At 73.3% G+C, this 22136-nt stretch carries 16 protein-coding genes; 5 read left to right on the top strand and 11 right to left on the bottom strand.

The window, feature by feature from the left end:
- Positions 1-247: 247 nt before the first annotated feature.
- Together rpsO and eccD are read right to left on the bottom strand one after the other, a co-directional pair.
- Entirely contained in the window at positions 248-535 is a 288-nt protein-coding gene (gene rpsO / locus OG753_RS30065; RefSeq protein WP_030011220.1) for a 30S ribosomal protein S15, read from the bottom strand.
- Between the two features lie 185 nt (positions 536-720).
- On the bottom strand, positions 721-2241 hold the full coding sequence (gene eccD, locus OG753_RS30060; protein WP_405790849.1) for a type VII secretion integral membrane protein EccD: 1521 nt from the start codon (positions 2239-2241) through the stop codon (positions 721-723).
- Positions 2242-2437: 196 nt separating this feature from the next.
- Between eccD and eccCa the strand changes: the two genes are divergently transcribed.
- Positions 2438-6394 (top strand): type VII secretion protein EccCa, encoded by a 3957-nt coding sequence (gene eccCa, locus OG753_RS30055; RefSeq protein ID WP_405790848.1) that lies wholly within the window; start codon positions 2438-2440, stop codon positions 6392-6394.
- Positions 6395-6517: 123 nt separating this feature from the next.
- The gene (locus OG753_RS30050; RefSeq protein WP_327264736.1) at positions 6518-6763 is read left to right on the top strand and encodes a DUF397 domain-containing protein; all 246 of its coding nucleotides are present in this window, start codon (positions 6518-6520) and stop codon (positions 6761-6763) included.
- Positions 6764-6847: 84 nt separating this feature from the next.
- On the opposite strand, the gene OG753_RS30045 is transcribed toward OG753_RS30050, so the two are convergent.
- The 4 genes from OG753_RS30045 to eccB all read right to left on the bottom strand — a co-directional run bounded on the left by OG753_RS30045 (position 6848) and on the right by eccB (position 10650).
- Entirely contained in the window at positions 6848-7159 is a 312-nt protein-coding gene (locus OG753_RS30045) for a WXG100 family type VII secretion target (protein ID WP_401691688.1), read from the bottom strand.
- A 45-nt stretch (positions 7160-7204) separates the two neighbouring features.
- Entirely contained in the window at positions 7205-7552 is a 348-nt protein-coding gene (locus OG753_RS30040) for a hypothetical protein (protein WP_327264734.1), read from the bottom strand.
- 216 nt (positions 7553-7768) lie between these two features.
- Entirely contained in the window at positions 7769-9061 is a 1293-nt protein-coding gene (gene mycP, locus OG753_RS30035) for a type VII secretion-associated serine protease mycosin (protein ID WP_405790846.1), read from the bottom strand.
- Between the two features lie 11 nt (positions 9062-9072).
- Positions 9073-10650, bottom strand: coding sequence for a type VII secretion protein EccB (eccB, locus tag OG753_RS30030; RefSeq protein ID WP_327264732.1), 1578 nt, complete (start codon positions 10648-10650; stop codon positions 9073-9075).
- 259 nt (positions 10651-10909) lie between these two features.
- Between eccB and eccE the strand changes: the two genes are divergently transcribed.
- From eccE to OG753_RS30015, 3 genes are all read left to right on the top strand, one after another.
- On the top strand, positions 10910-12184 hold the full coding sequence (gene eccE / locus OG753_RS30025) for a type VII secretion protein EccE (protein WP_327264731.1): 1275 nt from the start codon (positions 10910-10912) through the stop codon (positions 12182-12184).
- On the top strand, positions 12181-12879 hold the full coding sequence (locus OG753_RS30020; RefSeq protein ID WP_327264730.1) for a hypothetical protein: 699 nt from the start codon (positions 12181-12183) through the stop codon (positions 12877-12879). Before eccE ends, OG753_RS30020 begins: the two co-directional genes overlap by 4 nt.
- 110 nt (positions 12880-12989) lie before the next feature.
- On the top strand, positions 12990-15236 hold the full coding sequence (locus OG753_RS30015; RefSeq protein WP_405790843.1) for an SCO5717 family growth-regulating ATPase: 2247 nt from the start codon (positions 12990-12992) through the stop codon (positions 15234-15236).
- A 154-nt stretch (positions 15237-15390) separates the two neighbouring features.
- Here OG753_RS30015 and OG753_RS30010 read toward each other — a convergent pair whose 3' ends face one another.
- The 5 genes from OG753_RS30010 to OG753_RS29990 all read right to left on the bottom strand — a co-directional run bounded on the left by OG753_RS30010 (position 15391) and on the right by OG753_RS29990 (position 22116).
- On the bottom strand, positions 15391-16347 hold the full coding sequence (locus OG753_RS30010) for a bifunctional riboflavin kinase/FAD synthetase (protein WP_401273532.1): 957 nt from the start codon (positions 16345-16347) through the stop codon (positions 15391-15393).
- Between the two features lie 126 nt (positions 16348-16473).
- Entirely contained in the window at positions 16474-20151 is a 3678-nt protein-coding gene (locus tag OG753_RS30005; protein WP_405790842.1) for a serine protease, read from the bottom strand.
- Positions 20152-20394: 243 nt separating this feature from the next.
- Positions 20395-21333, bottom strand: coding sequence for a tRNA pseudouridine(55) synthase TruB (truB, locus tag OG753_RS30000; RefSeq protein ID WP_405790840.1), 939 nt, complete (start codon positions 21331-21333; stop codon positions 20395-20397).
- Positions 21330-21782: a 30S ribosome-binding factor RbfA gene (rbfA, locus tag OG753_RS29995; RefSeq protein ID WP_405790838.1), complete on the bottom strand. Its 453-nt coding sequence runs from the start codon at positions 21780-21782 to the stop codon at positions 21330-21332. The genes truB and rbfA overlap by 4 nt, the downstream gene beginning before the upstream one ends.
- A 40-nt stretch (positions 21783-21822) precedes the next feature.
- Positions 21823-22116, bottom strand: coding sequence for a DUF503 domain-containing protein (locus tag OG753_RS29990; protein WP_030651158.1), 294 nt, complete (start codon positions 22114-22116; stop codon positions 21823-21825).
- Positions 22117-22136 lie beyond the last annotated feature (20 nt).

Genomic DNA, 22136 nt, shown 5'->3' with positions numbered 1-22136 from the left:
GGAGAAGCGCTCCTGGCGTGCGGGCCGGTCTTCGATCGAAGCACCCGGTTCGTTGCCCCCTGGGGGCATTCCGGGTGCCACTACCGAGGACCGGCGGCGTGGGAGGGCGCTCCTCCTCTTCAGTTGTGCACGTCTCGTCGTCGGACGTACACGTGCGTCCGTTCCAGACTACAAAGGGTCCGGTCCGTCCCGCACGTACAGCAAAGGGAGCGGCCCCCGGATGTGGGAACCGCTCCCTTCACACGTCTTACTTGGCGCCGGCCGCACCGCGGCGGATGCCGAGGCGCTCGACCAGCGTACGGAAGCGCTGGATGTCCTTCTTGGCCAGGTACTGCAGCAGGCGGCGACGCTGGCCGACCAGGATCAGCAGACCACGACGGGAGTGGTGGTCGTGCTTGTGCGTCTTGAGGTGCTCGGTCAGGTCCGAGATGCGGCGGGAGAGCATCGCAACCTGGACCTCGGGGGAGCCGGTGTCGCCCTCCTTGGCACCGAACTCGGTGATGATCTGCTTCTTCGTAGCGGCGTCGAGCGGCACGCGTACTCCTCGTTTTAGGTCTTCGTTGCCACCGAGTGCCCCAGGTCTGAGTCTCTGGGGAGCTTCCGTTACTCGGGAGGCGGGGTCCGCTGAGCGCAGTCCACAGACCCTCTTGGCGAGGAATCCGGGGGACGCGTACACAAACGGCCGTCACACAGCGTACCAGGCTGCCGCTCCGTCGCGTCTCAGCTGGTGAGAGCCCTGGCGCGGGCGTATACGTCCAGAACGGCCAGGGTGAGCGGCACCAGGCCGAGCAGGACCGCCGCCTCGGTGAGGTCGAGCAGCCTTCCCCAGAAGGGTGACAGGCCCTTGCGGGGGATGACAAGCGCAATTCCCGCGAGGAGGGCCGCGCCGGCCGCGACGGCGGCCGTCAGCCAGATCGTACGGAGGTCCAGGCCGCTGCGGTCGTTCTCCAGGAGGAGGGCCTCGAGCAGGCCGGTCGGCGGGTGCAGGGACAGGCCCAGGATCAGCAGCGCGATGGCCGCGAGGCCCGCGGCCAGGGCGCAGACCACCTGGGAGGTGTACCGGAAGAGGCGGGCGCGCAGCAGCATGGCGAGGCCGGCGGTCAGCGCCAGCAGGCGGGCCCAGGTGTTGTCGGAGAAACCGAGGACGGCGGCGGCTGCGACGGTGACCGCGGCGCAGCCGCCGACCAGGCCGAGGAGCATCTCGTGGCCGCGGCGGGCCTGGGCGGCGATGGCCTCGGCGTCGAGCGGGGCGGCTGCCGGATCGTTGTGGTCGGAGCCGGAGTGCTCTCCGTAGGGCTCGGTCTCGTACCGGTCGGGGGTCCCTGCGTAGTCGACGTACTCGTCCGTGGCGCTCTGCGGGGCGGCGTAGCCGATGGGCAGGCGGGCGAAGCGGGCGGAGAGGCCGGGGAGGAAGGCGACGAGGCCGATGGCCACGGGGGCGCAGACGGCGGCGGTGTAGGTGGCGGAGGCCTCGGTGGCGATGGCCACGAAGGTGGCGATCGTTCCGGTGGCGGCGACGAAGGTGGCCGCGACGAAGGGGGCGTCACCGCTGGGAGTGAGCGCGACCAGGGCGACGGAGGCGATCAGGGCGCAGACGCAGCCGAGCAGGAACTGGAGGCGGCCGGGGCCGTGCCCGAGGGCCGGTCCGACGATCCCGGAGCCGGCGATCATCAGGTGCGGGAGGGCGCCGAGGCCGAGCGCGACGGCGGAGAGGCGGTCGCGGTAGACACGGGCGCGCACCCCGGCGACGGCGGTGAGCAGGACGCCGACGGCGCCCGCGATGACACCGGGCAGACCGTGCATGTCGTGGCGCAGCGGGTCGGCGTACCAGAGGACGAAGCCGAGCATGACGAGCAGCAGCGCGGCGCCGGCCAGGCCCGCGCCGCGCAGCATGTCGTCGCTCCAGCGGTGCCGGTCGCGGACGACGGCGGAGGCCACGGCGTCGGAGACGTCGTCGAACACGGCGGGCGGGAGGGACTCGGCGAAGGGGCGCAGGCTCAGCACCTCACCGTCGAGGACCTGCTGGCCGGCGAGCGTGCGGGCGCCGTCGAGGACGGTGCCGGAGCGTCGTACGAGGTGGAAACCGGTCGGGGCGCCGACGGGCTGGGTCTGGCCGGTGAGGCGCAGCAGCTCGGGGTAGACGTCGGCGACGGCGATGTCCTCGGGGAGGGCGACGTCGATGCGGCTGTCGGGGGCCACGACGGTGACCCTGCAGAAACCCGTCGTGCCGGCCGTACTCACCTGTGTGACCCCCCAATTCGGCGCCCGCACCGGCGGACGATTCGCGGATGCGCATGCTGCGCGCGTCACCCTACCGGGCTTATGAGCGACTGTCGGCAAGTAGGATCACCGTCGCGTGGGGGATACCCCCTTCGCGCCCGGGACTTGGGGGCGCCGGTTGCGACGTCCCGTCCGTTTTCGAGGGATTGATGCTCCGGTGAGCCAGATCGTCGTCAAACGCCCGCCGCGGTCCCTGCCGCCGGAGGTTCCGGCGGAGGAGCTGCGACTGGAGGCTCCGCCCGAACTTCCGCGCGGGCAGCAGGAGGGCATGCTGATGCAGCTCCTGCCGATGCTCGGCATGGGTTCCTCCGTCGTCTTCTTCTTCATGCCGGGCGCGGCTCCGTTCATGCGCATCATGGGTGTGCTGATGCTGGTGTCGACGGTGGCCATGGTGGTCGCGCAGCTGGTGCGCCACCGGCGTGGTACGCAGGGGCAAATGGCCGATGTGCGCCGGGACTACCTCAAGTACCTCGCGCAGACGCGTCGCCAGGTACGCAGGACCGCGCGGGCGCAGCGGGACGCGCAGCTGTATCTGCACCCGGCCCCGGAGCAGTTGTGGTCGGTGGTGGCGGAGGGTTCGCGGCTGTGGGAGCGGCGGGTCGGCGACCAGGACTTCGGGCAGGCGCGGCTGGGGCTGGGCGTGCAGCGCCTGGCGACGCCGCTGGTGGCGCCGGAGACCGCGCCGGTGGACGAGCTGGAGCCGCTGACCGCGGGCGCGATGCAGCGGTTCCTGAAGGTGCACTCCTCGCTGGACGGGCTGCCGGTGGCGCTGTCGATCCGGGCGTTCTACCACGTCACGGTGTCCGGGGAGCCGGATTCGGCGCGCAGTACCGCCCGGGCGATGGTGGCGCAGCTGGCGACGCTGCACTCCCCCGAGGACCTGGTGGTGGCCGTGGTGGCCGCGCCGGGTGCGGTGCCCTCGTGGGACTGGACGAAGTGGCTGCCGCACACGCAGGTCCCCGGTCAGGTCGACGGGGCGGGTACGAAGCGCCTGTTCGGCGATGACCTCGCCGAGCTGGAGGGGCTGCTGGCGAACCGGCTGGAGGGGCGGCCGCGGTTCAGCCGGGAGGTGTCCCCGGTGCTGGACCAGCCTCACCTGGTGGTCGTGCTGGACGGTGGCATGGTGCCGCCGGACTCGGTGTTCGCGGCCGCCGAGGGTTTGCAGGGCGTCACGATCGTGGAGGTGGTCGCGGGCGAGCTGGACGAGCCGCGCGGCGGGCTGTCGGTCGTGGTGCGGCCGGGCCGGCTGCGTCTGGAATCGGGCGCGGGCGTCGCGTACGAGGGCGTCCCGGACGCGTTGTCGCTGCCCGCGGCGGAGGCGCTGGCCCGTCAGTTGGCGCCGATGCGCACCGGCGGCGGGGACGACGACGAGCCGCTGCTGGCCAATCTGGACTTCACCGACCTGCTGAACCTGGGCGACGCCGCCGCGGTGGACGTCGCGCGGACCTGGCGGCCGAGGTCGGCCGGTGAGCGGCTGCGCGTGCCGATCGGTGTGGGCGAGGACGGCGCGCCGGTCATGCTGGACCTGAAGGAGGCCGCGCAGGAGGGCATGGGCCCGCACGGTCTGTGCGTGGGTGCGACCGGTTCCGGCAAGTCGGAGCTGCTGCGCACGCTGGTGCTGGGGCTGGCGGTGACGCACACCTCGGAGACCCTGAACTTCGTACTCGCCGACTTCAAGGGCGGTGCGACCTTCACGGGCATGGGGCAGATGCCGCACGTCGCGGCGGTCATCACCAACCTGGCGGACGACCTCACGCTCGTGGACCGCATGGGCGACTCGATCCGCGGTGAGCTGCAGCGCCGTCAGGAGCTGCTGCGTTCGGCCGGCAACTACGCGAACATCCACGACTACGAGAAGGCCCGCGCGGCCGGTGCCCCGCTGGAGCCGCTGGCCTCGCTGGTGCTGGTCATCGACGAGTTCAGCGAGCTGCTGACGGCGAAGCCCGACTTCATCGACATGTTCATCCAGATCGGCCGCATCGGCCGATCGCTGGGTGTGCACCTGCTGCTGGCCTCGCAGCGCCTGGAGGAGGGCAAGCTGCGCGGGCTGGACACGTACCTGTCGTACCGGATCGGTCTGCGGACCTTCTCGGCGGCGGAGTCGCGTACCGCGATCGGTGTGCCGGACGCCTACCACCTGCCGTCGGTGCCCGGTTCGGGCTATCTGAAGTTCGGCACGGACGAGATGACCCGCTTCAAGGCGGCGTACGTCTCGGGCACCTACCGCTCGGGCGGGCCGGACCTGTCGGTGGGGCAGTTCCCGGTGGAGCGGCGGCCCGCGCTGTTCACGGCGGCCCCGGTGCCGGTGGTGTACGCGGCTCCGGACCCGGCGTACCTGGCGGAGCAGTCGGCGCGCGGGGACGATGCGCTCGCGGACACGGTGCTGGACGTGATCGTGAGCCGGCTGGAGGGTCAGGGGGTGCCGGCGCACCAGGTGTGGCTGCCGCCGCTGGACCAGGCTCCGCCGCTGGACCAGCTGCTGCCGGCGCTGGCGCCGAGCGCGGAGCGCGGTCTGCACGCGGACGGGTACACGCGGCCCGGCGGGCTCGTCGTGCCGCTCGGCCTCATCGACAAGCCGTTCGAGCAGCGGCGCGAGGTGCTGTACCGGGACTTCTCGGGTGCGGCGGGCCACCTGATGGTGGTCGGCGGGCCCCAGTCGGGCAAGTCGACGCTGATGCGGACGCTGATCTCCTCGTTCGCCCTCACGCACACCCCGCGCGAGGTGCAGTTCTACGGGCTGGACTTCGGTGGCGGCAGTCTGTCGTCGGTCGCCGAGCTGCCGCATGTGGGCGGGATCGCCTCGCGCCTGGACCCGGAACGGGTCCGGCGCACGGTCGCGGAGGTGGGGGGCATCCTCAACCGCCGCGAGGAGTTCTTCCGCTCGAACAACATCGACTCGATCGGCACGTACCGGCGCCGGCGGGCGGCCGGTGACCTGCCGGGCGAGCCGTGGGGCGACGTGTTCCTGATCGTCGACGGCTGGGGCAACTTCCGGGGCGAGTACGACGGCCTGGAGCAGATCGTCACGGACATCGCCTCCCGCGGTCTGGGCTACGGCATCCACGTGGTGATCACCGCGGCCCGCTACATGGAGGTGCGGGCCGCGCTCAAGGACCAGATGCTCAGCCGGCTGGAGCTGCGGCTCGGCGACACCATGGACTCCGAGTTCGACCGCAAGGTCGCGGCGAACGTCCCCACGGGGATGCCGGGACGCGGCCAGGTGCCGGAGAGGCTGCACTTCCTGGGCGCGCTGCCGCGGATCGACGGCTCGCACGAGGCGGGCGACCTGTCCGAGGCCACGGCGGCCTTCGTGGAGTCCGTGAAGCAGAACTGGACGGGGCCGGCGGCTCCCGGCGTACGGCTGCTGCCGCGGCTGCTGCGCTCCGACCAGCTGCCCAAGGGCGGGGAGTACCCGGGCCGCGGGATCGCGATCGGCATCGACGAGACCGATCTGGAGCCGGTGTTCATCGACTTCGAGTCCGACCCCTTCCTCCTCGTCTTCGGCGAGAGCGAATCGGGCAAGACGAACCTGCTGCGGCTCATCGCCAAGCAGATCGCGGAGCGCTACACACCGGACCAGGCGCGCCTGGTGGTGGGCGACTACCGGCGCGGCCTGCTCGGGGCGCTGCCGGAGGAGCACCTGCTGGAGTACGCGCCGATGGTGAGTTCCCTGCAGATGCACATGGAGGCACTGGGCGGGGTGTTCTCGCGGCGCCAGCCGCCGGACGACGTCACGCCGCAGCAGCTGCGGGACCGCAGCTGGTGGACGGGCCCGGACGTGTTCATCATCATCGACGACTACGACCTGGTGTCGACCAGCCAGGGCAATCCGCTGGGGCCGCTGGTGGAGTACCTGCCCTTCGCCCGGGACACGGGTGTCCGCTTCATCATCGCGCGCAACTCTGCGGGTGCCTCGCGCTCGCTGTACGAGCCGTTCATGCAGCGGTTCAAGGAGCTCGGCGCTCAGGGCATCGTGCTGTCCGGCGACCCCTCCGAGGGCGATCTGGTCGGCAACGTGCGGCCGCGCCCGATGCCGCCGGGCCGGGCCTACTTCGCCTCCCGCAAGCGCGGTACGTCGCTGGTCCAGCTCGGCCGGATGCCGGGCGGCATGTGATCCCCTCCCCCGGGGCCGGCGGCGCCGCCCGGCTCCGGGGGATCGGGTGGAAAGCCGTCCCGGCCGTCGCCGCAGCCCCGATAATCGGTGGTGAAGACCGCGCCACCGAGGGAAAGGCCGCCCATGGGCACCCAGCAGGAGAAGGACGAGCTGTACGCGCTCGACATCAGCGGTGTGGAGTGGGAAGGGCCGCCCGGGACCAGCCCGGACGAGGAGCGGGTCGAGATCGCCCGGCTCCCCGAGGGCGCGGTGGCCATGCGGTCCTCGCTCGACCGGGACACGGTGCTGCGCTACACCGCGGCCGAGTGGGAGGCGTTCGTACTCGGAGCCAGGGACGGCGAGTTCGACCTCGACCGGCACGAGCCCTGAACGGGCCGGAGCACACGCCGAAGGGGCGCGCCCGGTGCGGGCGCGCCCCTTCGGCGTGTGCGGACCTGCGTGGTGTCCCCGGTCTCAGTAGGCCTCGGTGAACAGGCGCGAGGCCTTGATGTCGGTGGCGCGGTAGTCGCCCTTGCCGCGCTCGATGAGCTTGGCCATCTTCTCCAGCTCGGCGTTCATCACGTCGGCCTTGGCCTTGTACTTGGTCTGGAGGTTGACGTACTCGGTGTGCGCCTCACCGTCCCAGGTGTCCGTGACGACCTTCAGGGCCTGCTCCATATCGGCAAGGTCCTTGAGGATGTTCTTGGAGACGATGCGGATGCGGTCCGCCATCTGCTGAACGGTCTCGTACCGTACCCGGGTGTGCCCGTCGTTGTTGCCCGACATGTTCTCTCCTTACTCGCTGCGGCCGGCTGGAATGGCGGCGCGTTGTCAGACGTGCTCGAGGCCCGAGCGGGGGGTGGTGGCGGCGGGGGTCGGCTGGACCGCCTTGAAGGCGTCGAACACCTCTTGGTCCTGGGCGTTGCTGAGGTTCTTGGTCTGCGCGACCGCGTTGTACAGGACCCCGAGCAGCCGGCGGATCTCGTCGTGGCTGTCGTTGAGGGTCAGCTGGGCGGCACTGAAGCCGCCGGCACCCACACCGGTCCAGCCGGCGCTCACGGTGGCGAGGATGTCGGCCAGCTCGCGAGCCTGCTTGGTGACGGCGTCGGCCGTCGTCTCGATCTTGTTCTTCGCCTGGACGACCGGATCGTCTGCAAGTCCGAAGGTGTTCGTGCTCATCGAAGCTCCTCACTTCTCAAATCGCCGGCAGAACCGGCGGATTGCGTGGCGGAGCGGATGGACGTGCCGGCGCGGTCGTGAGCCGCGCGACCCGGGTCGCCCCCCTCCGCTTCACGCGATCCCCCGATCACACTCGTGAAGCCTGGTGTCACTCTAGCCAGTTCACTGCAGGGCCCCAACACTGGCGGGACGCTTCCGTTGATGAACTGTGACCGTTCACTGCAAACGGCCCCGACGGTTGCGGGAGTCCCGAACGACCGTCGCCGTACCCGCGATGACGGCGATCAGGACCGCGCCGATGCCGAGAGCGTACGTGCCGAACCTCTCCTCGCGCTCCTGGGCGGTCTCGGTGAGGTGCAGGGCCGCCGCCTCGGGTGCGGCCGCCGGGGGCGGGCCGGGGTCGGGGACCGGGGCCCTGGGGGCCTGCTGGTCGTGGGTGAGTGCCCGCACCGGGTCGACGACACCCCAACCGACGTAGTCGTCACGCCCGTTGACGGCACGTTCGGCCGTGTTCTGGATCTGCCAGACGATCTGCTGCGCGGACCAGTCACCGTGCTCGGCGCGCAGCAGGGCGGCGACGCCGGCGACGTACGGCGCGGAGAAGCTGGTGCCGTTGTCGATGCACTGGCCGAAGCCCGGGACGGTGGAGACCATGTCGACACCGGGCGCCGCGACCCCGATGAAGTCGCCGGGCTGGGAGAACACGGCCCGCTCGTTGTTGCGGTCCGAGGCGCCCACGGCGAGCACTCCGGGGAAGGCCGCCGGGTAGGTCTTGCGCTTCTCGCCGCTCGTGCCGTCGTTGCCCGCCGAGGCCACCACCACGATGTTGGCGGCGAGGGCCTTCTGGACGGACTTGCCGAGCTCGGAGTCGGCGGTCAGCTGTGCGTCGGTGTCCTGGGAAATGTTGATCACCTGGGCGCCCTTGGCCACCGCGTGGTCGATGGCCTGGCTCAGGGACAGGGCGTTGCCCTTGCCCTGCCCGTCGTTCTGCCGGATCGGGATGATCGTGGCGTCGGGGGCCAGGCCGACGAAGCCGGTGCCCTCCTGGGGGCGCGCCGCGATCAGCCCGGCGACCTTGGTGCCGTGGCCGACGGTGTCGATCGTGCCGTCGCCGCCCTTGGGGTCGACGAAGTCCTTGCCGGCTCCCGTGTCGATGGCCGCGCTGAGCTGCGGGTTCGCCCGGTCCACGCCGGTGTCGATGACGGCGACGCGGATGCTCCTGCCGTTCTTGTCCTTGCCCCTGGTCTGCGCCCAGAGCTCGTCGAGGAGCAGCCGCTGGAGGGCCCAGGGGCGGTCCGCGATCTGCTTCTTCATCGGGAAGGTGCACTCCCCCGCGCCGTCGAGGCTCAGCTCGTCCGGGGCGTGCCGGTACGGGGTCTGCGCGTACGGGCTCTGCGGCGCGCCTGCTTCGGCCGCGGCGGCCGCTCCCGCGCCGACGAACGCCAGGGCGAGGCCGGCGGCGAGGGCTGCGGCCAGGGGCGTCCGCCCGGGCGCGTGGGTCCGGATCATCGGCGGCGTCCTCACGAACCCTGCGGCTGACGGGCGGAGTTGGTGTCCAGACGCGGCCCCTTGGAGAGGAACTCCGACCACGCGATCGGCACCATGGCCGGGTTGACGCCGCCGTAGCCGAGCCGGACCTGCGCCTGGCTGGCCTCGGGCCGCGCGTCCGCACCGGCCTTCGACTGGTCGGGGGCGCCGATCTTCGACTGTTCGGCGTCGCTGTCGCCGTTGGCCTGGACGGCGTACCGCAGGCCGGTGTCGGTGACCAGGAAGAGGGAGCCGCCGGCCGTGGTCTGCTTGCCCTGGACCTGGGTGTAGAGCAGGCCCGATCCCGGGGTGACGTACGCGCTCGTGCCGCTGGCGGTGATGTCGACGGGGAAGCCGGTACCCGCCCAGGTGCTCAGGGTCTGGTTGCCCTGGCCGTCGACCGAGCGAAGGACGCTGCACACGGTGTCGCGGTCGTCGGCCCCGTCAGTGCGTGTGCCGGCGGGCGGGGTCGTCCGGTTGATCCGTTCGGTTCTCTTCTGCGGCCACTTCACCGCGCTCGCGAACGGGGAGGCGTCGGGGTTGAGCGACTGGAGGTCGATCTCGCGGGCCTTGCCGTGCATGTTGAGGCCGTCCGTCGCGGGCGCCGAGATCAGCAGCCAGGCGACGAAGTCGGAGACCGGCGCCACCTTCCCGGGCAGCACCACGTAGTGCTGTGCGCCGGAGCCGGTCTGCGCCGTGAGCACCATCCCGACCTTGTTGTCGGCGGTGGTCAGCCCGCCCACCCCGGCGTCGGCGCCGACCTTGCCGGGGAGCGGCGGGAAGGACAGGTCGTCGCCGGAGTTGAGGGTCCCCAGCCATTCCGGGGAGACCGGCTGGGGCGTGGCGCCGGTGCCGACCATCGCATTGGTCATCGTCCCGGCCTCCGGGGTGCCCTCCGGGAACCTGTACTTCGTCCCGGCCGCGTCGACCAGGTAGCGCTCCTGGCCCGTGCCGGTGCTCTGCACGTACAGCGCCTGGGTGTCGGTGAGCCTGCGGGCGTCGTCCGTCCTGGCCGCCTCGCGGTCGGCGAGGACGAAGGTGGCGGTCTGCACGCCGCGGCCGTTGCCGCCCGGCTGCTGGCAGACGGCCCAGCGCTTGGCCCTGCCCGCGTCGTCCTTGGAGGGGAGCCGGTCGGGGGCGTACGGGATGCCGATGATGGGGCCGCGCGGCGGCCTGCCCGCGTCGAGGACCTTGTCCTCGACCTGGATCACCTTGAACTTCTTGGGATCCAGCAGGAGTCGGGCGGAGGCGAGGTTCAGCACGGGGTGCAGCCGGGTCTGGTCCTTGCCGCCCACCTTCGTCGTCAGGACCACGTAGCGGGTCGTCGAGTCCTTGCCGACGATGACCCGGGTCCCCGGTTCCGCCCAGCCCTTGGGCGCGGTCGGCTTGAACATGCCCCAGGCGCCGAATCCGGCGAGCACCAGGGCCCCCGCGATCAGCCCGGGAAGGACGGCGCGCAGCGGGCGCGGAGCGCCCTCCTCGGTACCGGTGGCGGACGGCTGGAGGAACGCGGCCACCGTGCGCCGCTTCGCAAAGGTGTACGCGTTGAGCTCATCACGTCGTGATGCCATGACCGCCTGCTTCTCCCCGCACGGCCCGGCCGGTGAGTACGGTCCCCGGGCCTCGATTGTCGGACCGGGCACCTACTATGCCTCTTGACGGACGGTATGCAGGGGCCGGGTAGGGTGAGGCTGCCGCTCAGCCCCTTCCCCACCGGGTCAATCAGGGCTTGTTGAGGTGTATTGGGGAGGTTCCGGCGGGCATGCGGCAGGTGTCGCGCAGCACCGGGACGCATGGGGTCGGGCCCCGGGAAGGGGAAGTGCGCGAGTGATGGCCACCGCGGCGGAACAGCACACCGGCGTGCCCGCACCGGCGCGCGGCGGGGTGACGCCGCATCCGAAGTCGAGCCCCGGGCGTTTCGGTCCGTTCCGACTGCAACAGCTCGTGCTGCTCCAAGTCGCCGCGGCCGCACTGCTGGTGGCCTGGGTGGTCGAACCGCTGCTGCTGGTTCCCGCCGGTGTCCTCGCGCTCGTCCTCGTGGTGCTCGCCGTCGTACGCCGCCACCAGCGCTCCCTGCCGGAGTGGATCGCCGGCGCGCTCGCGCTGCGTGCCCGCCGGCGCCGGGCCGCTTCCTTCGCCGTTCCCGCCGGTACCGAGCCGGGGCTCGCCCCGCTGGTCGAGGCCGATCCGGCGCTGCGCACCCTCACCTTCAGCGACCGTGACCGGCGTCCGGTCGGGATGATCGGTGACGGGACCTTCCTGACCACGGTCGTCCAGGTGGACACGGACGCCACCGCGCTGCGGCCCGACCGGGCCGCGCGCCCGCTGCCGTTGGCCGTCGTACGGGACATCCTCGAGGTGGACGGCATCCGGCTGGAGTCCGCGCAGCTCGTGCAGCACACCCAGCCGGCGCCCGCCCCGCACCTTCCCGCCCGGTCGATGGCGACGCGCAACTACGCGCCGCTGCAGGCCCGCACGGGCACCCCGGCGGTCCGACTGACGTGGATCGCGCTCAAGCTCGACCCGGAACTGTGCCCGGAGGCGGTCACCGCACGCGGTGGCGGGCTGGCCGGTGCGCAGCGGTGCCTGGTGCGTGCGGCCGACCAGCTGGCGAGCCGGCTGGCCGGGGCCGGCTTCACGGCCACCGTGCTGACCGAGCAGGAGCTCACGGCCGCGCTCGCCACGTCCTCGTGCGCCAACCCGATGGCGATCACCCAGGCCGGGCGCTCGACCAGCACCGGGCGCCGGACCGAGGAGACCCCGCGGACCTGGCGCTGCGACGACCGGCGCCACACGACGTACTGGATAGGCCGTTGGCCCCAGCTGGGCGGCGCCGGGGCGGCGGCGCTGCCGCAGTTCGTGGCGCTGCTGACCTCGCTGCCCGCGCTCGCGACGAACTTCAGTCTGACGATGGCCCCGGCGGAGCGTCAGGGTGTCACGCTGACCGGACACGTACGGGTGACGGGGCGCAGCGACGAGGAACTCGTGTCGGCACGGCGTGAGTTGGAGAGGACGGCACGGGGTGTGAAGACCGGGCTGGTCCGGCTCGACCGTGAACAGGTGCCGGGACTGCTGGCTTCGCTGCCGCTGGGAGGGGCGCGATGAGGGGCGGTTTCGGGCTGGTCGGCCCGCGCCGGGAGCGGCACGTGGTTCCCGCCGCGGACCTGGACCTGCTGGCGCTGCCCGTCGGGGACGACGGCGTCGTCATAGGCGTGGACGCCGAGGGACGGTCGGCGGTGCTCGGCATCAACCGGCCGACACCGTACGAGGTGACGCTGATCGGCGGCCTGTGGACGGCCCAGGTACTGGCGCTGCGCACGGCGGCCACGGGTGCGCGCGTGGCGGTGGAGACCGGGCGCGGGCAGGTGTGGTCCGGGCTGGCCCAGGCCGCGGGCGGCGGGCAGCAGTGCGTAACCCTGCACGAGGTGGGCCGGATCCCGCCGCAGGGCGCTTCGGCGGGCAGCCCGGTGCTGGTGATCCGCGACTGCGGGATGCGGCCGCCGCGCGGGCGCGTGGTGGCCGGGCCGTGGCAGTCGGTGCTGACCCTGCTGCCGTACCTGAGCCCGACGGCGCCGCGGTTGTTGCAGCAGGCGTCGCTGGTGGGAGTGCAGCGCGTGTCCCCGGACGAGGCGCAGCAGATCGGCCGCCTGATGCGGCTCCCCCGGCAGGCGGTGGATTCGCTGCCGACGCTGGGCGACGGGGTGACCCTGTGGTGCACGCCGCGGGACCGGCAGTTCGTGATGACCCAGGGGACGGACGCCGAGACGGGCCTGCTGGGCGGGCCCCGGCGCATCGACTGACCCGGTGGCCCCCTGAGGGGGGCGGACAGTGTTGCAGAGGCGCGATTAGGCTGGTGTCCGGGCGCGGCGAGGTGGGCGCCGGACCAGTGTTCGACAGATCAGGAGGACCAGTGAGCGGCGATCGGAACGAGAGGCGCGGCGGGACGTGGGACGTCCCGACGGACGATCAGTCCGACGCGGAGCCCGAGATGACGGGCGAGTTCACCATCGACTACACCCCGCCCGCGTGGTACATGCAGGGCGGGACCCCGGCTGCGCAGGTGCCGGGACTTCCCGAGGGCAGCGGCTTCGAGCCGCACCGGCCTTCGGAGCTGGAATCGCCCTCGACGATGCGGATCGCTCCGCCCGCTCCGCGGACGCCGTCCGACGGTGCGGGCCTGCCGGCTCCGCTGTCGCCCGCTCCCGAGGCTCCTGCCGAAGCGGCCCCGGCGGCCTACCAGGCCCCCGCGCTGCCGTACCCGGCCCCTGCCCCGGTCGAGTCCGAGGCACCGGCACCGGCACCGGCACCGATCGAGGTACCGGCGCTGATCTCGGCTCCGGCTCCGGTCGAGGACGCGCCGCCCGCGCCGTTCTCGGTCCCGGTGTCCGTCCCGGTCGCCGACGTGCCCGCGCCCGCGGCCCCGGTCGAGGAAGCCACCGCCCCGGAGCCGGCCCCGGCCGATGCCCCGCCCGCAACGTCGTTCCCGGCCCTGCCGCCCGTCGACGAGGTCACGCCGTACCCGGCCCTGCCGTCGGCGCCCGTAGCGGAGGCTGCGCCCGCGCTCCGGGCCGGACCGCAGGACACTCCTGCCGAGGGAGTTCCCGCGCTGCCGCCCGCCGAGCAGGCCCCGGCAACGCCGGTCGGCCCGGCGGACGCGCCGCCGGCGTTCCCGGAGCCCCCGTTCGGGGGACCTGCCGGTGAACTGCCCGCGCCGCAGCCCGCGTTCGGGACTCCGGACGACTACTCCTTCCCGCCGCCGGCTCCCGCGCCGCCGCAGCAGCCGCAGCAGCCGCAGCAGCCGCAGGCTCAGCAGTCCATGCCGCAGCAGCCGCAGGCGCCCCAGCCGCAGCAGTACGACCCCCGCGCCGCCGGGCAGTGGTCCGCCGGGCCCGGGCAGCAGCCCCCGCAGCAGCAACACCAGCCTCAGCACCAGCCGCAGGCGCCCCAGCCGCACGACCCGCGCTACTCGGCCGGCCAGACCGGCGGCGGGGCACCCCTCGGCTACACGGCGGCCGTCGAGCTGTCGTCCGACCGCCTGCTGCGCAACAAGCAGAAGCCGAAGAACAACAACAACGGCGGCGGCGGCCTGTTCCGCTTCGGCGGCAAGGCGGCCGAAGCGGAGCGCCAGCGCAAGCTGGAGCTGATCCGCACCCCGGTCATGTCCTGCTACCGCATCGCCGTCATCAGCCTCAAGGGCGGCGTCGGCAAGACCACGACCACCACCGCCCTCGGCGCCACCCTCGCCACCGAGCGTCAGGACAAGATCCTGGCCATCGACGCGAACCCCGACGCCGGTACCCTCGGCCGCCGTGTCCGCCGCGAGACCGGTGCCACCATCCGGGACCTGGTCCAGGCGATCCCGTACCTGCACTCGTACATGGACATCCGCCGGTTCACCTCCCAGGCGCCCTCCGGTCTGGAGATCATCGCCAACGACGTGGACCCGGCCGTCTCGACGACCTTCAACGACGAGGACTACCGCCGCGTCATCGAGACGCTGGGCCGCCAGTACCCGATCATCCTCACCGACTCCGGCACCGGTCTCCTCTACTCCGCCATGCGCGGCGTCCTGGACCTGGCCGATCAGCTGATCATCATCTCGACCCCGTCCGTGGACGGCGCCAGCAGCGCCAGCACCACCCTCGACTGGCTCTCCGCCCACGGGTACGCGGACCTGGTCTCGCGCTCGCTCACCGTCATCTCGGGTGTTCGCGAGACCGCCAAGATGATCAAGATCGAGGACATCGTGCAGCACTTCGAGACCCGCTGCCGCGGTGTCGTCGTGGTGCCCTTCGACGAGCACCTGGCGGCCGGCGCCGAGGTCGACCTCGACATGATGCGCCCCAAGACCCGCGAGGCGTACTTCAACCTCTCCGCCCTCGTGGCCGAGGACTTCCTCCGGGCCCAGCAGCAGGCCCCGCAGGGTCACTGGGGCGCGCCCCAGCAGCCCCAGGGTCCCCAGCCGCCCTACCAGCAGCAGCCGCCCCAGCAGCAGCCGCCGTACGGACAGCCCCAGGGCCAGCCCCCGTACCAGCAGCCGCCGCAGCCCTACGGGCAGCCGTACCCGCAGCCCGGCCAGCCCTGGCAGCAGCCCCAGGCCCCGCAGCAGCAGCCGCCCCAGCCCCAGCAGCCCCCGCGCGACCCGCGCCTGGGCTGACGCCGGCAACGAGGAAGGGCCCGTACCACCCCGGGGTGGTACGGGCCCTTCTTGTTCGTCCCTCCAGGCCGGCTCTTACGGGACTTGCTCCCCCAGCTACCGCCGGGAGGTGCCCCCGGGCCCGCGCTGCCCGGCAAGATCCGTAAGAGACGACCTAGCGCTTCGCGTCGTACGCGTCCGTCAGCACCCGCGCCCGCTTCACATCGTCGGCGATCGCTTCCAGCAGCCCGTCCAGCGATTCGAACTTCGCCATGCCCCGCACGTACGCGAGGAAGTCGACGGCCACGTGCATCCCGTACAGGTCCAGCCCCACGCGGTCGATCGCGTACGCCTCCACGGTCCGCTCGGTCGCGTCGAACTGCACGTTCGTCCCCACCGAGATGGCCGCGGGCATCCGCTCGCCGTCTGCCGTCAGCCAGCCCGCATAGACCCCGTCGGCCGGGATCGCGGTGTGCGGCTGCGTCTCCACGTTCGCGGTCGGGTAGCCGAGTTCGCGCCCGCGCTGCGCACCGCGCACCACCACGCCCTCGACCCGGTGCGGACGCCCCAGGATCTCCGCGGCGCCGTCCATGTCGCCCTCGGCGACCAGCCGGCGCGCCAGCGTCGAGGAGAACGGCACGCCGCCGCCCGCCTCGCCCCGCTCGACCAGGTCCACGACGTCGACCTCGTAGTCGTAGGTGGAGCCCAGCTCGCGCAGGAAGTCGACGTTTCCGGCGGCTCGGTGGCCGAAGCGGAAGTTCGGGCCCTCGATGACGGCCTTCGCGTGCAGCTTGTCGACGAGGACCTTCACGATGAAGTCGGCCGGGGACAGCTGGGAGAACTCCGCCGTGAACGGCAGGATCAGCAGCGCGTCCACGCCCAGCCCGGCCATCAGGTCGGCGCGCCGGTCGTAGGGGGCCAGGATCGGCGGGTGGCTGCCGGGGCGGACCACCTCGCTCGGGTGGGGGTCGAAGGTGACCACGACGGACGGGATGCCGAGCTCACGCGCCGTGGCCACCGCCCGTCCGATGATCAGCTGATGTCCCCGGTGCACGCCGTCGTAGGAGCCGATGGTGACGACGCTGCGTCCCCAGTCCTGGGGGATGTCCTCCAAGCCACGCCAGCGCTGCACTGTGACCGCTCCTCGCCCGAACCCGTTTAGTCCTTGAACTGATTGCCGATTGCAGGTCTAAGACTGCCATGCCCGTGGCCGGTGCCCCGCATCGGCATCTGACTGGATCGGCCACCGTGTCTGGCGTCACGTCACATCCGCGGCCGCCCTGCTGAGGGTCTCCACCGTCCGCCGGGCGCTCGGCCCCAGCAGGGCCGCGGACTCCGCGCCCGAGGTCGCCAGCCAGCCGGCCACCAGCGCCCCGAAGGCCGGTTCCGCCCGGGCCAGCTCCACCGTCCGCCGCTCGAAGACCGCCGGCCCGCCCGGGGCCCGCAGCAACTGCCTCCCGGTGCGCCGCAGCAGCTCCCTCGTACGGTCCTCCGGGCGCCCGGAGGTCCCGGCCGCGACGGCCCCGAGGAACACGTCGAGCACCTGGGGATCGGCCTCCTCGCGCAGCAGGGTGTCGGCCAGCTCCCCGCGCAGCGGGTGGGAGCCTTCCCCGCCCGGCGCGGCCAGGACGACGGCCAGTTCGGCGCGCACCACGGCCGGGGCGCCCAGGAGCAGGTCCAGGACCAGCGGCCGCACCACCGAGGCGGCGGCCGGGCCCTGGTCGAGCCGCCGGTCCACGAAGAAGGCGGCGTGCGGTGCGTCCCCGGGGCGCCGCGCGAGGTGCTCCCGTACGAGGTCGGCCGCGCGGCGGGCCAGTCCGGGTGTGGTCAGCGCGGCCAGGGCCCGCACCACCTCCCCGTCGGCCCGGGCCCGCAGGGCGGCGAACACCTCGTCCGGGTCGGGCAGCACGGGCAGGGCCGCGACCAGCGCCTCCGCGGGCAGCCGGGAGCCGGCCCCGGGATCGCGGAAGCAGGCGAGGGCGTCGGGCAGGTAGCGGCCGCGCACCTGCGGGTCGCGGAGCAGGATCGCCAGCGCGCTGCCGTGCAGGGTGGCATCGGCGGGGCGGGCGAGCAGCGCCTGCGCGGCGTGGCGCAGCAGCTCGCGGTCGGCGGGGGTGCGCACGTGCGGGGCGGTGGCGAGTCCGTAGGCGGCGGCCGCGACCCGCCGCCCGGGCCGTTCGTCGTGCGCCCAGCGGCCGACGGCCCGGCAGAGCGCGGAGGGCTCCTCCTCGGCGAGTACGGCGAGCAGCTCGTCGGCACGCGGGTGCGCGGCGGTGACGAGCGCCTCGGTGAGGTCGTCCACGGCGAGGCCGCGGTGGGTGTGCAGCAGGGCCTGGGCGGCGGTGGCGACGGTGGCTCCGGGACGGCCGCGCAGCCGGCGGCCGTCGGTGAACCAGGCGCAGAGCAGCGGCTGCGCGCGCTGCGGGTCCCGGGCGAGGCGGCGGGCCGCCGCGTCGAGGTAGCGGTCGCCGGGCACCGCCTCGGCGGGGTCGGCGGGCAGCAGACGGCGCAGCAGGTCGAGGCGGTCGGGCTCGGGAAGCCGGAGCCGGTTCCAGAACCAGCCGCCGAACTCCCCCGGGCCGGCGCGGGTCACGTGCTCGGCGAGGGCGTGCAGGACGGGGAGGTGGGGCCGGGCGTCGGGGGCCCGCAGCAGGGTCTCGCGCAGCAGCCGGGCGGCCCACCAGGCGTTGTCCGGGCCGGCCGCCCCGGGTTCCTCGGCGAGGCGGTTGAGGCGGTGGACCAGCCCGGTGAGCTCCTTGCGCAGCTGGTCGGGGGCCAGTCGGCGCAGGGCCTGGAGGACCGGTCCGATCCGGTGCCGCGGCACGGGCAGACCCGGTTCCGCGGGGCCGTGGACGAGGAGGCCGAGGGCTGTCGGGACGTCCAGGTGGCCGGCCTGGATCCAGTCGGACAGCTCCTCGTGGGCGAACCGGTAGCCGGGCCCGGCGGGCACCAGCAGTCCCTCGGTGAGCACGGCGGAGGCCCAGCCGGTGCGCCACGGGAACAGCTCCTCGAAAGAGGCCCGGTCCAGCTGCCCCTGCCCCGGTCCCAGGGCGCGCCGCGCGGCCTCGTGCACCCGGCCGGCCACGCGCGCCGCGAGCCGCCTGACCCCGGGGCCGTGCACCCGGGCGCCCCCGGCGTCGGCGCAGGCCGCGGCGATGCGGACGGCCGCGCGCAGGCACAGCAGGTCCAGGTGCGCGGCGAAGACCTCGTCGCGGCCGGGGCGGCCCGTGGTGACCTCGGCGGCACGGATCCCGGCGAGCAGGCGCAGGGTGAGCGGGTGCCGGGAGTCGGCCTCCCGGACGGCGTCGGCGGGGATGCCGAGGCGGGCCCGGGCGGTCTCGGCCTCGGCGGCGGTGAGGTCCGCCAGCGGGAGGGCGGGCGGCAGGCGCCGGGCGGGGCGGGCCGGGGTGTGCAGTGCTCCGGGCGGGTAGAGGGCGCCGGCCCGCTCCCAGTATTCGGGCCGGGCGGCGACGACCAGCCGGGCCCCGGTGCCGTGCAGCCACTCGGCGGTGGCGGTGGTCCAGGGGCCGAGGCGGTGCGCGAGCTCCGGCGGCATCTCCTCGGGGGCGTCGAGCACGACGAGCAGGCGGCGGCCGGCGCGGGCGACGACGTGCGCAAGGTGCGCCGCGGCTCCCGCCGGGGCAGCGGCTTCCTCGGCGGGACCGGTACCGCCGGCGCCCGGCTCCGGCCCACCGCCCCGCGCGTCGGGCGGGGTTACACCGAGGCCCGGCTCCGGCCGACTGCGCCGCTCGGCGGGACCGGTACCGCCGGGGCCCGGCTCCGGCCGGCCGCCCCGCGCGTCGGGCGGGGTTCCACCGGGGTCGGGCGTGCTCCGGGGCGTCTCCTCGGGCGCCGGACGTGTCGGCGGGTCGCAGGGTGCGGCGGCGAGGCGTTCGGCGTCCTGCGGGGACCGCCCTGCCACGCTCCGGGCCCCGTCGGAACCGGCGGCCGGGCCGACGGCACCCCGCGAAGCCGTCCCGGCGGCTTCGACGATCCGCGCCGCTTCCGTCAGGGCCCGCGTGGCTGCGTCGGCCAGGGAAGTGTCGGTGCCGTGCAGGTCCGCGCCGCGCAGCCACAGGGTCGGCGCCGGGCAGGCGCCCCGCGCACGGCGCACGGCCAGGGCTGCCAGTTCCGTGGTGCGGCCCGTGCCCGGGTCCCCGACCAGGCCGAGGACCGGGCGGTCCCCGGTGGTGAAGGCGGTGAGTTCGGCGGCGATGCCCGGGCGCTCCACGGGTTCTGGGCCGTCCGACGAGAGGGGGGCGCCGAGCGTGGTCGCGGTCAGTTCCAGCGCTCCGGCGAGGTTCAGGTCGCAGCCGTGGCCGGGGACGGTCGCGGCGTTGCGCTCCAGGAGGGCGGCCAGCGGGCCGTCGGGGTCGGCTTCCGCCGCGGCGCGCAGGGCCACCGCGAAGCCACCGGAGCGGTGTTCCGCACGCAGAGCGGTGCCCAGGACCGCGAGCACCGCTCCGGTCCCCGCGTCGAGGACGGGGCCGCCGCAGGCCTCCCCGCCCAGCCGCAGCGCGTCCCGCCCGTCGGTGCCGATCGCCAGCTCCACGGCCACGCCCGCCGGCACCGGGTGGTGCCGGTCCACCGCCGGGTACGTGACCGCGGCGCCGCCCAGCACCCGCGCCTGCCGCCATCCCCGCGCGGGCAGCCGTACGTAGGTCCCCGGATCGATCGCCTCGCGCTGCGCCACCGGCAGCGGCCGCACTCCGAGCCCGTCCGTGCGCACGAGGGCCAGCCCGAGGCCGGGCAGCGCGGTCACGTCGGCGGCCTCGGCCAGCCAGCTCCGCCCGGCGGGTCCCGGCGCGTGCAGCACCACCCGGGGCAGGCCGTCGACGGCCTCGTGACTGGTGACCACCGTCCCGCGGTCGTCGGCGACGAATCCGCTGCCGCGCGCCCGCCCGGCGGGATCGCAGATGGTGACGAGTTCTGCCATGGCCGCACCACTCCCCGCACCGCTCCCCCGCAACGCTCCGTGCTCACGAAGGTAGGCAGGTGAAGATCAGCAGGAAAAGCACGCGTGGCGAAAGCGCCCCCTTACGCTCCCTCGGTCACTCCGAGCGCCTGCTCGGACGGGTGAATACAGGGGTCCGGGTGGATAGAGACCTACCCGAGGGGGGTCGTGGAGCGGTGAGCGGCAGTCCATGTGCGCTCACCGCTCCACGTCAACACCCGATCGTCAGACGAAGACCGCGAGGGACTTCGCCTTTCCGTTCTTGTTCTCGACGAGCCCGAGCAGTTGGCCCTCGGGGCCGAAGACCGCGACCGTGCGGCCGGCCTCGTACTCCTGCGGCATATCGATCCGCACGCCGTTGGCGAGCAGCGAGGCCCGCCGGGCGTCCAGGTCCCAGCGCGGGAAGGCCGCGGCGGCCGCCTCGCCGATGGGCATGACCGTCAGCTCCTCCTGGAGCTGGTCCAGGGTGCGCGCCTTGTCGAGCTTGTACGGTCCCACCCGCGTGCGTCGCAGCGCGGTCAGGTGCCCGCCGACGCCGAGGTCGGCGCCCAGGTCACGGGCGAGTGCGCGGATGTACGTACCGCTGGAGCAGACGACGGAGACGACGAGGTCGACGACCTTCGTACCGTCCTCGGCCTCGGCCTCGCGCATGTCGTACACCTGGAACGACGAGATGGTGACCGGCCGGGCCGGGATCTCGAATTCCTCGCCGTCGCGGGCGCGCTTGTAGGAGCGCACGCCCTTGATCTTGATGGCACTGACCTTGGACGGGACCTGCATGATCTCGCCGGACAGCTTGGCGATGCCCGCGTCCACGGCCTCCCGGGTGACCCCGGTGGCGTCCGTGGACGAGGTGATCTCGCCCTCGGCGTCGTCCGTCAGGGTGTCCTGGCCCAGGCGGATCGTGCCGAGGTACTCCTTCTCCGTGAGCGCGAGGTGGCCGAGGAGCTTGGTGGCCTTCTCGACGCCCAGGACCAGCACGCCCGTCGCCATCGGGTCGAGCGTGCCGGCGTGGCCGACGCGACGGGTCTTGGCGATCCCGCGCATCTTGGCGACCACGTCGTGCGAAGTGAAGCCTGACGGCTTGTCGACGATGACAAGGCCTCCCCCGGGCTCCGCCCGGGAGGTGCCCCCAGGCGTCTTCTGTCCTGCGTTGGTGCTCATTCCGCGGCTGCGTCCTCGTCGTCGTCCTCGCCCGGCTTCTTGTACGGGTCGGCGTCGCCGGCGTACTTCGCACCGGAGGAGACCTCCCGCACCTGGGCGTCGGAGGAACGCGCCTTGTCGAGGAGGTCCTCGATGGTCTTGGCGTTCTCCGGGAGGGCGTCCGCGACGAAGGTCAGGGTGGGCGTGAACTTGGTGCCCGCCGCCCGGCCGACCGCGGAGCGCAGCACGCCCTTGGCGCTCTCCAGGCCCGCTGCCGCGCTGGCCCGGTCCTCGTCGTCGCCGTAGACCGTGTAGAAGACCGTGGCCTCCCGCAGGTCGCCGGTGACGCGGGTGTCCGTGATGGTCACGTGCGTCCCGAGGCGGGGGTCCTTGACTCCGCGCAGGAGCTTCTCGGCCACCACCTCCCGGATGAGGTCCGCCAGCTTCTTCGCCCGCGCATTGTCGGCCACTGGTCCGTCTCCTTCTTCTGTCTTGCAGACAAGCTATAAGTCAGTCTTCATCACCGTGGAGGCGCCGTCGTACGGACAGCAGCTCCACCTCGGGACGTGCCGCGACCAGCCGCTCGCAGCGGTCCAGTACGTCCGAGAGGAACCCCGCGTCCCCGCTGACCAGGGCGACTCCTATCCGCGCCCGGCGGTGGAGGTCCTGGTCGCCCACCTCGGCCGCGCTCACGGAGAACTTCCTCTGGAGCTCGGCGACGATGGGTCGGACGACGGAGCGTTTCTCCTTCAGCGAGTGGACGTCGCCGAGGAGCAGGTCGAAGGACAGAGTCCCCACGTACATGCAGTTCCGGATATCCCGCC

This window comes from Streptomyces sp. NBC_00029, from assembly GCF_045160505.1.
GTDB lineage: Bacteria > Actinomycetota > Actinomycetes > Streptomycetales > Streptomycetaceae > Streptomyces.
This window is presented reverse-complemented; position numbering and strand designations above follow the sequence as displayed.

Excerpts from the sequence above, each read along its gene's own strand:
- mycP (WP_405790846.1), bottom strand. The coding sequence starts at position 9,061 with ATGATCCGGACCCACGCGCCCGGGCGGACGCCCCTGGCCGCAGCCCTC.
- OG753_RS30020 (WP_327264730.1), top strand. The coding sequence starts at position 12,181 with ATGAGGGGCGGTTTCGGGCTGGTCGGCCCGCGCCGGGAGCGGCACGTG.
- OG753_RS29990 (WP_030651158.1), bottom strand. The coding sequence starts at position 22,116 with ATGTACGTGGGGACTCTGTCCTTCGACCTGCTCCTCGGCGACGTCCAC.
- truB (WP_405790840.1), bottom strand. The coding sequence starts at position 21,333 with ATGAGCACCAACGCAGGACAGAAGACGCCTGGGGGCACCTCCCGGGCG.
- eccB (WP_327264732.1), bottom strand. The coding sequence starts at position 10,650 with ATGGCATCACGACGTGATGAGCTCAACGCGTACACCTTTGCGAAGCGG.
- eccE (WP_327264731.1), top strand. The coding sequence starts at position 10,910 with ATGGCCACCGCGGCGGAACAGCACACCGGCGTGCCCGCACCGGCGCGC.
- OG753_RS30050 (WP_327264736.1), top strand. The coding sequence starts at position 6,518 with ATGGGCACCCAGCAGGAGAAGGACGAGCTGTACGCGCTCGACATCAGC.
- OG753_RS30005 (WP_405790842.1), bottom strand. The coding sequence starts at position 20,151 with ATGGCAGAACTCGTCACCATCTGCGATCCCGCCGGGCGGGCGCGCGGC.
- OG753_RS30045 (WP_401691688.1), bottom strand. The coding sequence starts at position 7,159 with ATGTCGGGCAACAACGACGGGCACACCCGGGTACGGTACGAGACCGTT.
- OG753_RS30040 (WP_327264734.1), bottom strand. The coding sequence starts at position 7,552 with ATGAGCACGAACACCTTCGGACTTGCAGACGATCCGGTCGTCCAGGCG.